Annotated in this window: 7 protein-coding genes; 2 read left to right on the top strand and 5 right to left on the bottom strand. The window is 72.6% G+C overall.

Translation table 11 applies throughout. The features are described from left to right. A complete protein-coding gene (locus ABD52_RS01895) occupies positions 1-5,064 on the bottom strand; it encodes an NAD-glutamate dehydrogenase (protein WP_047890553.1) in 5,064 nt (1,687 codons plus the stop codon). 288 nt (positions 5,065-5,352) lie between these two features. Here ABD52_RS01895 and ABD52_RS01890 point away from each other — a divergent pair, with 288 nt between their 5' ends. Beyond that, positions 5,353-7,320, top strand: coding sequence for a penicillin-binding transpeptidase domain-containing protein (locus tag ABD52_RS01890; protein WP_047890552.1), 1,968 nt, complete (start codon positions 5,353-5,355; stop codon positions 7,318-7,320). 10 nt (positions 7,321-7,330) lie between these two features. Here ABD52_RS01890 and ABD52_RS01885 read toward each other — a convergent pair whose 3' ends face one another. The 3 genes from ABD52_RS01885 to ABD52_RS01875 form a co-directional block, all read right to left on the bottom strand. After that, the gene (locus ABD52_RS01885) at positions 7,331-8,500 is read right to left on the bottom strand and encodes an arginase family protein (protein ID WP_047890551.1); all 1,170 of its coding nucleotides are present in this window, start codon (positions 8,498-8,500) and stop codon (positions 7,331-7,333) included. A gap of 58 nt (positions 8,501-8,558) precedes the next feature. Continuing rightward, positions 8,559-9,476: a tetratricopeptide repeat protein gene (locus ABD52_RS01880; RefSeq protein ID WP_047890550.1), complete on the bottom strand. Its 918-nt coding sequence runs from the start codon at positions 9,474-9,476 to the stop codon at positions 8,559-8,561. Between the two features lie 178 nt (positions 9,477-9,654). After that, positions 9,655-11,343 carry a methylmalonyl-CoA mutase gene (locus tag ABD52_RS01875; RefSeq protein ID WP_013288195.1) on the bottom strand — a complete coding sequence of 563 codons (1,689 nt, stop codon included), beginning with the start codon at positions 11,341-11,343 and terminating at the stop codon, positions 9,655-9,657. Between the two features lie 318 nt (positions 11,344-11,661). Between ABD52_RS01875 and ABD52_RS01870 the strand changes: the two genes are divergently transcribed. Further along, on the top strand, positions 11,662-12,042 hold the full coding sequence (locus ABD52_RS01870; RefSeq protein WP_013288196.1) for a hypothetical protein: 381 nt from the start codon (positions 11,662-11,664) through the stop codon (positions 12,040-12,042). Positions 12,043-12,045: 3 nt separating this feature from the next. Here the strand turns inward: ABD52_RS01870 and ABD52_RS01865 are convergent, their stop codons facing one another. Then, a complete protein-coding gene (locus ABD52_RS01865) occupies positions 12,046-13,689 on the bottom strand; it encodes a PucR family transcriptional regulator ligand-binding domain-containing protein (RefSeq protein ID WP_013475394.1) in 1,644 nt (547 codons plus the stop codon). Positions 13,690-13,731 lie beyond the last annotated feature (42 nt).

The raw sequence follows: 13,731 nt of genomic DNA, 5'->3' as shown, positions 1-13,731 counted from the left end.
TCAGGCCGCCGCCGAGGTCCGGACCAGGGTACGGATCTGGCGCAGCAGCACCGACAGCGCGGACAGGTCGGCACGGGACTCGTCGAACTCCCCCATCGCCCGGTGCGCCCGGTGGATCGAGGTGGCGTTCGCCTGCTCCCACTCCTGCACCCGCTCCACCGGCGGCACGTCCTCCGGCGTGGACCCGAGCACCTCGGCGGTGAGCGCGGCCAGCGCGGCGTACAGGTCGTAGCGCAGCGCCATCCGGGCCAGCGTCTGCCACCGGTCCTCGCGGGGCAGCAGGGAGATCTTCGACAGCAGCGCGTCGACCCGGAACCGGTCGGAGAGCACGAAGTAGACCGAGGCCACCTCGCTCACGTCCCGCCCGGTGCCCTGCGCCGTCTCCACGATGTCCAGCAGGCCGAAGCTGTACATCAGGCGGGTCGCCTGCTCGGCCAGGTCACGCGGCAGCCCACGCTCGACCAGCGACTCGATGTGCGCCGCGATGGCCTCCCGCTCGGTGCCCCAGAACCGGTTCTCCAGGTCCGGCAGGAGCCGGGCCACACCGTCGCGCAGCCGGGCGATCTCCGCCGGCACGTCGATCGGTGACCTCCGGTTGGTGACCAGCCAGCGCACCGCGCGGTCGAGCAGCCGCCGGGTGTCCAGGTAGACGGCCGTCTGCAACTCGGGCGAGACCTTGTTGTCCAGCGCCTCGACCGCGTCCCACAGGTCACGCAGGCCGAACACCTCGCGGACCACCACGTACGCCCGGAGCACGTCCGCCGCGGACGCCGCCGTCTCCTCGACCACCCGGAAGACGAACGAGATGCCGCCCCGGTTGATCGCCTCGTTGACGAGGACGGTGGTGACGATGTCCCGGCGCAGCCGGTGCCGGCCCATCCGCTCGGCGAAGCGCTGCCGCAGCGGCGTCGGGAAGTAGTTGACCAGGACGTCGGTCGTCCACTCCTCGTCCGCCAGGCCCTCGCCGACGATCTCGCGCTCCAGCACGATCTTGACGTACGCGAGCAGCACCGCGAACTCCGGCGCGGTCAGGCCGCTCTCGGTGCGGACCGCCAGTTCCTCGTCCGACGGCAACGCCTCCAGCGACCGGTTCAGCGCGCCGGACCGCTCCAGCTCGTTGATCATCCGCCGGTGCACCGGGAGCAGCGAGGCGGCCTGGGCCTGGGCGTTGTTGAGCGCCCGCGCCTGGTCGTAGTTGTCCCGCAGCACCAGCTCGGCGACCTCGTCGGTCATCTGGGCCAGCAGCTCGTCGCGCTCCGGCCGGTCCAGCTCGCCGTCGGCGACGGCCGTGTTGAGCAGGATCTTGATGTTGACCTCGTGGTCGGAGCAGTCCACACCGGCCGCGTTGTCGATGAAGTCGGTGTAGATGCGGCCGCCGGTCGAGGCGTACTCGATCCGGCCCTGCTGGGTGAAGCCCAGGTTGCCGCCCTCGCCGACCACCCGGCAGCGCAGGCTCTTGCCGTCCACCCGGATGGCGTCGTTGGACTTGTCCCCCACCTCGGCGTTGGTCTGGCTGGACGCCTTGACGTAGGTGCCGATGCCGCCGTTCCAGAACAGGTCGACCGGCGCGGTGAGGATCGCCTTCATCAGCTCCTGCGGGCTGATCTGCGTGACGTCCTCGTCGAGGCCGAGCACCGCGCGGACCTGCGGCGAAACCGGCACCGACTTCGCCGTACGCGGGTAGACGCCGCCGCCGGCGGAGATCAGCTCGCGGTCGTAGTCCTCCCACGACGAGCGCGGCATGTCGAACAGCCGCTTGCGCTCCTCCCACGACCGGGCCGAGTCCGGGTCCGGGTCGAGGAAGATGTGCCTGTGGTCGAACGCGGCCACCAGCCGGATGTGCTGCGACAGCAGCATCCCGTTGCCGAACACGTCACCGGACATGTCGCCGACGCCGACCACAGTGAAGTCCTGCGTCTGGGTGTCGTGCCCCAGCTCCCGGAAGTGCCGCTTGACCGACTCCCAGGCACCCCGGGCGGTGATGCCCATCTTCTTGTGGTCGTAGCCGGCCGAGCCGCCGGAGGCGAACGCGTCGCCCAGCCAGAAGCTGTGCGCCTCGGAGATCTCGTTGGCGATGTCGGAGAACGTCGCCGTGCCCTTGTCGGCGGCCACCACCAGGTACGGGTCGTCGCCGTCGTGCCGGACCACGTCCTCGGGCGGCACGATCTCGCCGCTGACGATGTTGTCCGTGACGTCGAGCAGCGCGGAGATGAACTCCTTGTAGCAGATCACCGCCTCGTCCCGGTCACCCGGCTTCTGCTTGAGCACGAAGCCGCCCTTGGCGCCGACCGGCACGATCACGGCGTTCTTCACCATCTGCGCCTTGACCAGGCCGAGCACCTCGGTCCGGAAGTCCTCACGCCGGTCGGACCAGCGCAGGCCGCCGCGGGCCACCGGCCCGTAGCGCAGGTGCACGCCCTCGAACCGGGGCGAGTAGACGAAGATCTCGAACTTGGGCCGCGGCGCCGGCAGGTCCGGGATGGCCTGCGGGTCCAGCTTGAACGCCACGTACGCCTTGGGCCGCCCGCCCACCGGCTTCTGGTAGAAGCTGGTACGCAGCGTGGCCTGGATCAACGTCAGGTACGACCGCAGGATGCGGTCCTGGTCGAGGCTGGCCACCTCGTCCAGCGCCTCGCCGATCGCGTCGACCAGCTCGCCGCTGCGCTGCCGGCGCTCGTCGAGCGTGGTGGCGCCCGGCGCGAACCGGGTCTCGAACAGCTTCACCAGCAGTTCCGCGATCTGCGGGTACGCGATGAACGTCTGCTCCATGTACTCCTGGGAGAAGACGGTGCCGGCCTGCCGCAGGTACTTCGCGTACGCGCGCAGCACGACGACCTGCCGCCAGGTGAGCCCGGCCCGGAGCACCAGCTCGTTGAAGCCGTCCACCTCGGCCTCGCCCCGCCAGGCGGCGGCGAAGGCGTTCTCCACGTGCGGACGCACCTCAGCCAGGTCCTGGTGCCGCTCGGGCAGCTCCAGACCGAAGTCGTAGAGCCAGATCCGGCCGTCGACGCGCTCCACCTCGTACGGGTGCTCGTCGACCACCTTCACGCCGAGCGAGTGCAGCACCGGCAGCACGGCGGAGAGCATCATCGGCTCGCCGTACCGGTAGACCTTGAACCGCACGTCCATCGCCTCGTCGGCGTCGGCGGCGCGGGCGGCGTACGGACGCGGCGGCGCCTGCTTGCGGAACAGGTGCATCTCCAGCTGGCCGGGCTCCTCCAGCAGCTCCAGCTTCGCCAGGTCCTTCATCGCCTCGTACGGCGTGTGCCCGTCCTTGTAGCCCTCCGGGAACGCGTCGGCGTACCGGGCGAACAGGTGCTTGGCCTGCTCGTCGCCGAGCTTGCGTTCCAGCACCAGCCGGTAGTCGTCGTCCCAGAGGCGGGTCGCGTCGGCCAGCTCCTCGGCGAGCAGGTCGGCGTCGATGTCGCCGGGCGGGTTGTTCGGGTCGGTACGCACGATGAAGTGCACCCGGGCCAGCATCGACTCGGTCACCCGCGTGGTGTAGTCGACGCCGACGCCGTTCAGCTCACGCAGCAGGATGTCCTGCATGCGCAGCCGGTTCTGCGTGGTGAACCGGTCCCGCGGCAGGTAGATCAGGCAGGAGATGAACCGCCCGTACGCGTCGCGGCGCAGGAACACCCGCAGCTGCCGGCGGCCCGCCATCCGCAGCACGCCGATCACCGCGTGGTAGAGGTCGTCGGTCTTGATCTGGAACAGCTCGTCGCGCGGGTAGGTCTCCAGGATCTGCAACAGGTCCTTGCCGGAGTGGCTGCGCAGGCTCAGGCCCGAGCGGTCGAGCACCTCGGCGACCTTGCGCCGGACCACGGGCAACTCCTGCACGCTGGTCCGGTACGCGGCGGTGGAGAACAGGCCCAGGAAGCGCCGCTCCCCGACCACCTCACCGGCCTCGTTGAAGATCTTGAAGCCGATGTAGTCGAGGTACGCCGAGCGGTGCACAGTGGCACGCGAGTTGGCCTTGGTGATGATGAGCAGGCGCTTCTCCAGCACCTTCTCGTGCGCCTCGGGCGTCATCGAGTTCAGCGACCGGGCCTCCGGCGAGTCGGAGCGCAGGATGCCCAGCCCGGTGCCGAGCACCGCCTCCAGGGCCTGCCCGCCGCGCGCGCCGTCGGTGTCGACCAGCCGGTACTCCCGGTAGCCGAGGAACGTGAAGTGGTCGTGCGCCAGCCAGCGCAGCAGCTCCACCGAGTCGGTGATGTCCTTCTCCGGCACCGGCGGGCGGTTGTCCGACGTCCGGGCGGCGGCCAGCTCGTCGGCGAGCGCGAGGGCCCGCTGCCGCATCTTCGGCCAGTCCTCGACCGCCTCGCGCACGTCGGTGAGCACCCGCTGCAACTCGCGCCGCAACGTCTCCCGCTCGGCCGGGTCGCGGACCGGGTCGATCTCGATCCGCATCCAGCTCTCGACCAGGTCACCGGCGATCGCGTCGTCCGGCTCCACGTCCGCCGACACCTCGGTGAGCCGGCCCAGCGGCTCGCGCCGCACCACGACCAGCGGGTGCACGAGCAGGTGCACGTCCAGGTGGCGGGAGTTCAGCAGGGCGGTCACCGAGTCGACCAGGAACGGCATGTCGTCGGTGACGATCTCCACGACCGTGTGGTGCTGCTCGGCGTCCGGCTCGTGGATGCGGAGCTTCAGCTCGCCCGGCACCCGCTGCTGGGCCAGGTCCCGGTGGGCCCGGGCCGCCTCCAGCATCTCCTCGGCGGTGAAGCCGATCAGCTCCTCGTCCGGCGCGAACCGCCAGAAGCGGTCCACGAGTGTGGCCGCGTCGTGGTCGTCGCCTGCCAGCGCGACCGCCTGGGCGACCAGCCGCTCCGCGTTGGGAACGGGCTCGTCCAGCTCGGCGTCCTCCGACTCGTCGGCCAGTGCCTGCGCAGGCAGGCCCAGGTCGTAGAGGGTGTCGATGCTGGAACCGGTCATCCCGGTCACTCCTGTGTCGAGACGGCTGAAACCGTCTCCGTCGGTCGCCGAATCGAAGCTGTCGTCGTCCCGGCCGGTGTCAGCCTGCCGGAGGTCGGGTCCCGGTTTGATCGCCGGACGCCGGTCCATCGGTGCCACTCCCCTCGACCCACCGCGTTGTGGGTCACTCTGCCGCCCAGCCTAGGCCCTACCGCGCGGTACCTCCCGCGGCGGACCACTGGCCGGACGTCCGGATCGGGACTCTGTCCTTTCACCCGTTGCGGGTCCGTGGTCGGCCGCTCGCGGAGTACCCCGACTGGCGATGTTCATCACACTGCCACACGCCGCTTCTGGCGCTGCCGGAGGCCGTGGCGGGGCGGTGGGGAACGCCGGGCCGTACTAGCGTGCAGGGCAGTTGAGCACCGGAGGGACTGCTTCATGCCCGTGTCGTACCCCGTCCGCCCCCGCCGTCACACCCGTCACCGCGCCCTCGCGGCACTGACCGCCGTCCTGGTCACGGCCGGCGCGCTGACCGGATGCTCCGGGGACGACGGCCCGGAGACAGCCGTCGAGGCGTTCCTCGGCGGCTGGCGCTCCGGTGACCTCCAGGCGGTCGGCTTCGTCGAGCCGACCGGCGGGCGGCTGCCCGCCGGTGAGGTGACCAAGCAGATCCAGGCACTCGCCGGCGCGCTCGCGGCCGACCCGCCGGAGCTGGCCCGCACCGGCGACATCACCACCAAGGGTGACGTCGCCACCGCCCGGGTCAAGGTGAGCTGGGCGCTGCCCGGCGGCGGCACCTGGGCCTACGAGAATCCGGTACGCCTCAAGCGCGGCGGCGACGACCGGTGGCAGGTGATCTGGGAGCCGTCGGTGGTGCACGAGAAGCTGGAGAGCGGTGACAAGATCGCGCTGCGGCGGGAGCCGGCGCAGCGCGCCGGTGTGCTGGACGCGGCCGGTCAGCCGATCGTCGCGCCACGCCCGGTGGTCCGGGTGCAGCTCGTTCCCGGCGAGGTCGACGACGTCCCCGGCATGGTCCGGAAGCTGGACGCCGCGTTCAAGGCGATCCGGCCCGCGCTCACCCCGCCGGTCGACCTGGGCGACCTGCCGAAGCGGCTCAAGGAGGCCAAGCCGGACGGCCTGGTCGAGGTGGTGACGTTGCGCGACGAGGCGTACCGGCAGATCAAGCCGCGCATCTACGACCTGCCCGGCACCCGGTTCGTCTCGGAGCAGCTCATGCTGGCGCCGACCCGCGAGTTCGCCCGGGCGCTGCTCGGCTCGGTCGACCAGGCCACCGCCGACGACCTCCAGGCCCACCCCGACCGGTACGCGCGCGGCGACCTGGTCGGCCACGGCGGTCTCCAGGGCCGGTACGACGAGCGGCTGCGCGGCGTCCCCGGCGTCACCGTGATCACCCAGCGGACCACCCCGGACGGCAAGGTGGAGCCGACCGGCACGGAGCTGTTCCGCGCCGACCCGAAGCCCGGTCAGCCGGTGAAGACGACAATCGACGCGGCCACCCAGAACGCCGCCGACGCCGCGTTGCGCGGGCAGACCCGCCGCTCCGCCCTGGTCGCCGTGCGGATCAGCGACGGCGCGGTGCTGGCCGCCGCGAACGGCCCGGGTGCGGCGGGCGACAACCTCGCCTTCACCGCCCAGGTGCCGCCCGGCTCGACGTTCAAGATGGTCAGCGCGCTCGGCCTGCTCGACCGGGGCGCGGTGACGCCGCAGACGACAGTGGACTGCCCGAAGACGTCGACAGTCGAGGGCCGGGTCTTCAAGAACTCGGACGACTTCGAGCTGGGCCCAGTGCCGTTCGCCACCGACTTCGCCAAGTCGTGCAACACCGCGTTCACCGCGCTGGCGCCGAAGCTCGGCCCGGACGGGCTGGCCCAGGCCGGCCGTACGCTCGGCCTGGAAGCCGCGTGGGATCTGGGCACCGAGGCGTTCACCGGCAAGATCTCCGCCAACGGCTCGGCCACCGAGCAGGCCGCCGCCGCGATCGGCCAGGGCACCACGCTGGTGAGCCCGCTGGCCATGGCGAGCGCCACCGCGGCGGTGGCCCGGGGCAGGTTCGAGCAGCCGAAGCTGCTGCTCGAACCGGCGCCGGCCAAGCCCGCGCCGGCCGGCGAGGCGCTCAAGCCGGAGTCGGTGGCGGCGCTGAAGACGATGATGCGCGGGGTGGTCACGTCGGGCAGCGGCAGCGTGCTCGCCGACGTCCCGGGCGAGCCGGTGCACGGCAAGACCGGCACCGCGGAGTACGACAACAACCCGGCGCACACGCACGCCTGGTTCGTCGGCTGGCAGGGCGACGTGGCCTTCGCCGTCTTCGTGGAGCAGGGCGGGGCGGGCTCGAAGGTGGCGGCGCCGATCGCCGAGAAGTTCCTGCGCGGCCTGGCCGCGAGCTGAGGCGTACCGGTCAGGCGATGTCGATGCCGGAGCGGGCCGGGTCCGGCTCGTCTCCGGCGGGGGCGCGGCGCAGCAGGCCAGGCCCCAGCGGGTCGTCGCCGAGGTCGTCGCCGGCGGTCGGGTCGGGGCCGATCGGCTCCACCGCGACCGCCGGCGCCGGTACGGCCGCCGGGGCGGGCAGCGGCTCGGGCTCCGGCCGGCTGTCGGCGGCGCGGGGCGCCGGTGCGACAGGCCCAGCCGGCAGCAGCCGGGGCGGCACGGCACCCGGCGCGACCACCGGGGCGAGCCCGGCCACCACTGTGTTCACGATCTCGGCCGCGTACGCCCCGTCCGGGTCGTAGTCGGGGTCGAAGACTGTCAGCTCGACGCCGAGGCAGTGCGGGGTGTCGACCAGCCCGGCGAGCAGGATCTCCAGCTCGGCGAAGGCGATGCCGCCCGGGTCGGGCGCGTCCACGGCGGGCATCACCGCCGGGTCGAGCACATCCACGTCGATGTGCACCCAGTAGCCGGCGCAGTCGACGAGCTGCTCGTGCGCCCACTGAGCGGTACGGGCGGCGCCCTCGGCGCGCAGCGCCGGCACCGGCCGGGTGGTGATGCCGGCGGCCTGGAGGTCGAGCCGGTACTCGTCCTGCGCGCGGATGCCGAGCACCACCACGTCGATGTCCCGGAAGTACGGCCTTCGGCCCTCAATCGCGGCCAGGTCGGGCTGTCCACGGCCGGTGACCAGGGCCAGGTCCTCCCCGGCGGCGGCGCCGACGTAGGAGGCGTTGCCGGGGTGCCGGAAGTCGGAGTGGCCGTCGACGAAGACCAGCCCGATCCGCCCGCCGACCGCCTCGCCGAGGCGGTGCATGGCCAGCGCCGAGCCGAGCAGCACCGAGCAGTCGCCGCCGAGCACCAGCGGGAACTCGCCCCGGTCGATGATCGCGCCGATCCGGTCGGCGAGCGCCACCGAGTACGCGGAGATCTCCGGCGCGTGGCAGACGCCGTCGCCGGGCCGCCAGTCCCCCGGGTCGTACCGGGGCGGGGTGAGGCAGCCGGCGTCGCGGGCCCGCAGCCGGGCGAGCAGGCCGTGGTCGCGCAGCGCACCCGGCGCCTTGGCGCAGCCGGGGACGGAGCTCGCGGTGGGCGGGCGCAGTCCGAGGTTCGTCGGCGCGTCGAGGACGGCGATCCGGCGCATCATGGGCTCCCGTCCTCGGTGGTCGGGCGGGCCGGCGGTGCGCCGGCCCGCGCGGGTTGACTCAGAACAGTGCGCTGGCCAGGGCGCGTCGGGCGGAGGCCACGGCGGGGTCGTCCGGGCCGGCGATGGTGAACAGGCCGAGCAGGTGCTGGCGTACCCGGTCCCGGTCGTCCCCGGCGGTGCGCCGGACCAGGCCGACCAGCCGCTTGTACGCCTCGTCGGCGAGGCCGCTGAGCACCTCGATGTCGGCGGCCAGCAGCTGGGCGTCCACGTCGTCGGGGGCGGCCGCAGCGGCGTCCAGCGCGCCCTGCGGGTCGGCGCCCGCCACCCGGCGGGCCAGCCCGACCTGCGCCAGGCCCGCCTCCGCAGCCGCGTCCGCCGGCGACTCGGCCAGGATCTTCCGGTACGCCGCCTCGGCCGCGTCGAGGTCACCGCTCATCAGCGCGTCGTCGGCGGCGTCGAGGCGCGGGTCCTCCGGCTCGGCGACTGTGACGCCACCGGCCTTGAGGACCGCCTGGAGCCACTGTCGCAACTGCGACTCCGGCACCGGGCCGGGGAAGGCGTCGATCGGACGGCCGCCGACGATGGCGTACGTGGTGGGCAGCGTCTGGAGCTGGAACATCTGCGCGAGCCGCGGCTGCTGCTGCACGTCGACCCGGGCCAGCAGCCACGCTCCGCCGCCCTCGGCGGCCAGCCGCTCCAGCACCGGGGCGAACTGGTCGCTCTCCGGGTAGCCGGCGGCGCCGAAGAAGACCACCACCGGTGTGGTGAGCGAGCGTTCGAGCACCTCGGACTGGATGTTCGCCTCGGTCACGTCGATCACGGCGGCGGAGCCGGCGGGGCTGCCCGGCAGCCCGGTCGGCCCAGCGCCCTGGGACGGTGTGGCGGAGGAGGTGTCGGCCGGTGCGGGGGTGCGCAGCGCGCTGAGGTCGACCGCGCCGCGGGTGAAGATCGACGAGGTGATCCGTGGGTCGCTCATGGTTGTCTAGTCTCGCACGTACGCGACGGATCTCCGACCAGCCGCGACGGCGACAGTCGCCACTCTCCCCCAGCTCAGCCCGCCCGCAAGGAAGGGCCCCCTGTTAACGCCTCCGGTAGAGGAAGGGCCCCTTCTTAACAGCAGCTGTTAACAAGGGGCCCTTCCTTGCAGAGCGGGGTCAGAAGCGGGCGGGCTCTCGGTAGACGCCCCACTCGGCGCGGAGGGCGTCGCAGATCTCGCCGAGGGTGGCCTCGGCGCGGACCGCGTCGAGCATGGCGGGGATCATGTTCTCGCCGGTCCTCGCCACCTCGACCATCCGCGCGACGGCGGCGGTGACCGCGGCGTCGTCGCGGGCCGACTTGCGCTCGGTCAGCACCCGGCGCTGCTCCAGCTCCACCTCGTGCGAGATGCGCAGGATCTCCAGGTCCTTGGCGACGGTGCCGGTGTGGCAGTTGACGCCGACGATCCGCTTGTCGCCCTTCTCCAGCGCCTGCTGGTAGACGAACGCCGACTCGGCGATGTGCCCGGTGAACCAGCCGTCCTCGATGCCGCGCAGGATGCCGGAGGTCATCGGGCCGATGGTGTGCGGACCCTCGCCGCCGAGCTGCTTGATCCGGGCGAAGATCTCCTCCGCCTCGGCCTCGATCCGGTCGGTGAGCGCCTCGACGTACCAGGAGCCGCCGAGCGGGTCGGCCACGTTCGTCACCCCGGTCTCCTCCATCAGCACCTGCTGGGTCCGCAGGGCGATCTCGGCCGACTCGTCGGTGGGCAGGGCGAGCGTCTCGTCGAGGGCGTTGGTGTGCAGCGAGTTGGTGCCGCCGAGCACCGCGGCCAGGGCCTCCACGGCGGTGCGGACCACGTTGTTCACCGGCTGCTGAGCGGTCAGCGACACCCCGGCGGTCTGCGTGTGGAACCGCAGCCACTGGGCCTTCTCGCTGGTGGCGCCGTACACGTCGCGCAGCCAGCGGGCCCAGATCCGGCGCGCGGCGCGGAACTTGGCGATCTCCTCGAAGAAGTCCACGTGGGAGTCGAAGAAGAAGCTCAGGCCGGGGGCGAACGTGTTCACGTCCAGGCCGCGCGACAGGCCCAGCTCGACGTACCCGAATCCGTCGGCCAGCGTGTACGCCAGCTCCTGCGCGGCGGTCGAGCCGGCCTCGCGGATGTGGTAGCCGGAGACGGACAGCGGCTTGTACCGCGGGATCTCCCGGGCGCAGTACTCCATCAGGTCGCCGATGAGGCGCAGGTGCGGCTCGGGGTCGAACAGCCACTCCTTCTGCGCGATGTACTCCTTGAAGATGTCCGTCTGGAGTGTTCCGTCCAGCGTGGACAGGTCGGCGCCCTGCCGTTCGGCGGCGACCAGGTACATGCAGAAGACCGGCACGGCCGGGCCGGAGATGGTCATCGAGGTGGTCACGCCGGCCAGGTCGATGCCGTCGAACAGCACCTCCATGTCGGCGGCCGAGTCCACAGCGACACCACAGTGGCCGACCTCGCCGAGGGACTGCGGGTCGTCGGAGTCGCGGCCCATCAGCGTCGGCATGTCGAAGGCGACGGAGAGACCGCCGCCGCCCGCGCCGAGGATCATCTTGTAGCGCTCGTTGGTCTGCCGGGCGTTGCCGAAGCCGGCGAACTGCCTGATGGTCCAGGTCCGCCCGCGGTAGCCGGTCGGATACAGACCCCTGGTGTACGGGAACTCGCCCGGCCAGCCGATCCGCTCGAACCCGGGGTACGCGGTGTCCTCCGGCGGGCCGTACACCGGCTCGACCGGCATTCCGGACAGCGTGGTGAAGTCCGCGTCGCGCTTGCGGGCGGCGTCGTAGCGGGCCTGCCAGCGGGCCCGACCGGCGGCGATCTCGTCAGCGTCCATGCGCGGAGCTCCTTCTCAAGTCGTCGTCCCGAGTCCGAGTGTAGAGCGAGATCCTGAACGATCCTTAAGGGCTCGCGTACCGGCCGGTAACCCGGCGATCGGCCCCACCGAGGCGACCCATCACCGTCGATCCGCAGGTCAGGGCCCTGTCTCACGTGGCGGACGGCTGCCCGGCGCAGCCTCCCGGCGAGCCGGTTCCCGTGCCACACTCCCGCCGTGGGCAATCGAATCGCGACCCGGCTGATTACCTAGGCGGCGTACGCCTCCGCGTGCGTCGCCGGCCAAGCGATCCTGTCGGCTCGTCCTAGTGAGGCCCCCGTGAGCGTGTCCGCATCCACCCCCGCAACCGTCGACCATCCCCGGCCCGCCCCCGGCCGCCCGTACGACGAGCCCGCCGCCGAGCACGGCACGCCGAGCACGATGGTGATCCACCTCGGCGTGGGCCACTCCACGACCGGCCTGCTCAAGGTGCTGTCCGTGCTGCACTCCCGCCGGGTCGCCGTCTCACACGTCCAGTACGTGCAGTGCCCCGACCGCTCCGCGGTGATGATCGTCGAGTGCACCCCCGGCACGGCGCCGCTGGAGACGGTCCGCAAGAGCGTCGCGAACGCCGTACCTGTGGTCAGCGTCAGCGTGCACAGCGCGCCGGCCCGCGACGGCGTCCGGCGCCTGCGGTCGGGCCGCGGCACCCACAGGTGACCGTCAGCCGGTGGCCTCCGGGCCACCGGCGCGCATGACGTCCCGGGCGGTGAGCGCCACGTGCAGCGACAGGCGCCGCTCGCTCGAATCCAGGTCGACGCCGAGCACCCGCTCGATCAGCTCCAGCCGCTGGTAGAGCGCCGACCGCGACAGCGACATCGCATCCGCCGCGCGCCGCTTGTTGCGCCCCTCCACCAGGTACGTCTCCAGCAACGCGACGTGGTTCGTGCCGTGGCGCTGGTCGTAGGAGAGCAGCGGGCCCAGCTCGCGCTCGACGAACGTCTGGAGGCGCACGTCGTCGCGCAGCAGGTACAGCAGGCCCCGGAGGCGGACGTCGTGCAGCCGGTAGAACGGGCGCGGCTCGGCGGTGTGCACTGTCGCATCGGCCACCTGCGCCGCCTCGACCAGCGAGCGCCGGGCCAGGTCGAGCGTCCGGACCACCGACCCGGCGGCGACCACGACGTCCGCGCCGGCCCGGTGGCCCGCCCGGGTGAGCGCGGCGGACAGGCTCCCCAGCGCCGCCTCGTCGGAGCCGGTCTCGTCGAGCGCGACGAGGAGGGTGACGCCGGTGCCGCCGGCCGCCTCGTCCACGTCGCCGGCGAGCGCGGCGAGCCCGCACTCGCGTACCGCCGTCTCCACCGCGTCGAGCAGTGCCCGCCGGTTCGCGTTCCCGTCGGCGCCGGTGCCCGGGGCCGGCCGGCGCCGCCGGACCACGACGCCGAGCAGCAGTCGCTGCTCCAGTACGACACCGAGCCCGCGCGCCCGCAGCGCCACGTCCCGGGTGGGCGCGGAGTGGTTGACGATGCTCAGCAGCAGACTGCTGCGGGCCTGCCGCTCGACCGACGACGAGTCCCGGGCGACGAGCTGGTTCAGCGCGATGGTGGACGCGGCGCGTTCCAGCAGCACCCGGGTCCGGGCCGGTGGCTCCTGGTCGCACAGCAGCACGAGCCGCCCCCACCGGTTGCCCCGCGCCTCGACGCTCGTCACCAGCCAGCCCGATCGCGGCTCGTAGCCGGTGCCGGACGGGACCTCGACCGCGCGCGAGCGGGTCTCCCAGCGGTCGAGCAGCTCCTCGGCGGTCAGCGGGCCGGTCTCGTACGCCAGCACCTGGTGGGCGAGGTTCTCCAGCACCGCGGGACGCCGGGACAGGCGGGTGACCTCGCGGAGCACCTGCCGGGGCTCGGCGCCCTCCACCGACAGCTCGGTGAAGATGCGGTGGATCTCGTCCTTCGCGAGCAGGTCCGCCGTCTGCTCCTCGACGATCACCGAGTGGACGACCTCGGTCACCGCGACGAACCGCATCTCGCGCCGCAGCGCGATCAGAGGCAGGTTCCGGCTGCGGGCGTGCTCGACCAGGCCGGCCGGCAGCGTGCCGCCGAACCGGCGGCCCAGCTCGACCACCACACCCGCCACCCCGACGGCCGCCAGGCCGTCGATCCACCGGCGCAGCCCGTCGTCGTCCGGGGGCAGGCCGATGCCCGTGGTCAGGACCAGCTCGCCACCGCGGAGCAGGTCGGCGATCTCGGGGATCTCGGCGACGTGCACCCAGCGCACCGGCGCGTCCAGCCGGTCCCGGCCCGCCAGGACGCGCGGCCCGGCCTGCTGCAGAGCCGGCAGTTCGAGCACGTCACGGACGGTCATCGGCATCGGAGCGCCTCCCCCTCTCCTCCGGCGCACAGTATGTGCGCT

Origin of the sequence: Micromonospora sp. RV43 (genome assembly GCF_001029515.1) — a bacterium.
Taxonomy (GTDB): Bacteria; Actinomycetota; Actinomycetes; order Mycobacteriales; family Micromonosporaceae; genus Micromonospora; species Micromonospora aurantiaca.
This window is presented reverse-complemented; position numbering and strand designations above follow the sequence as displayed.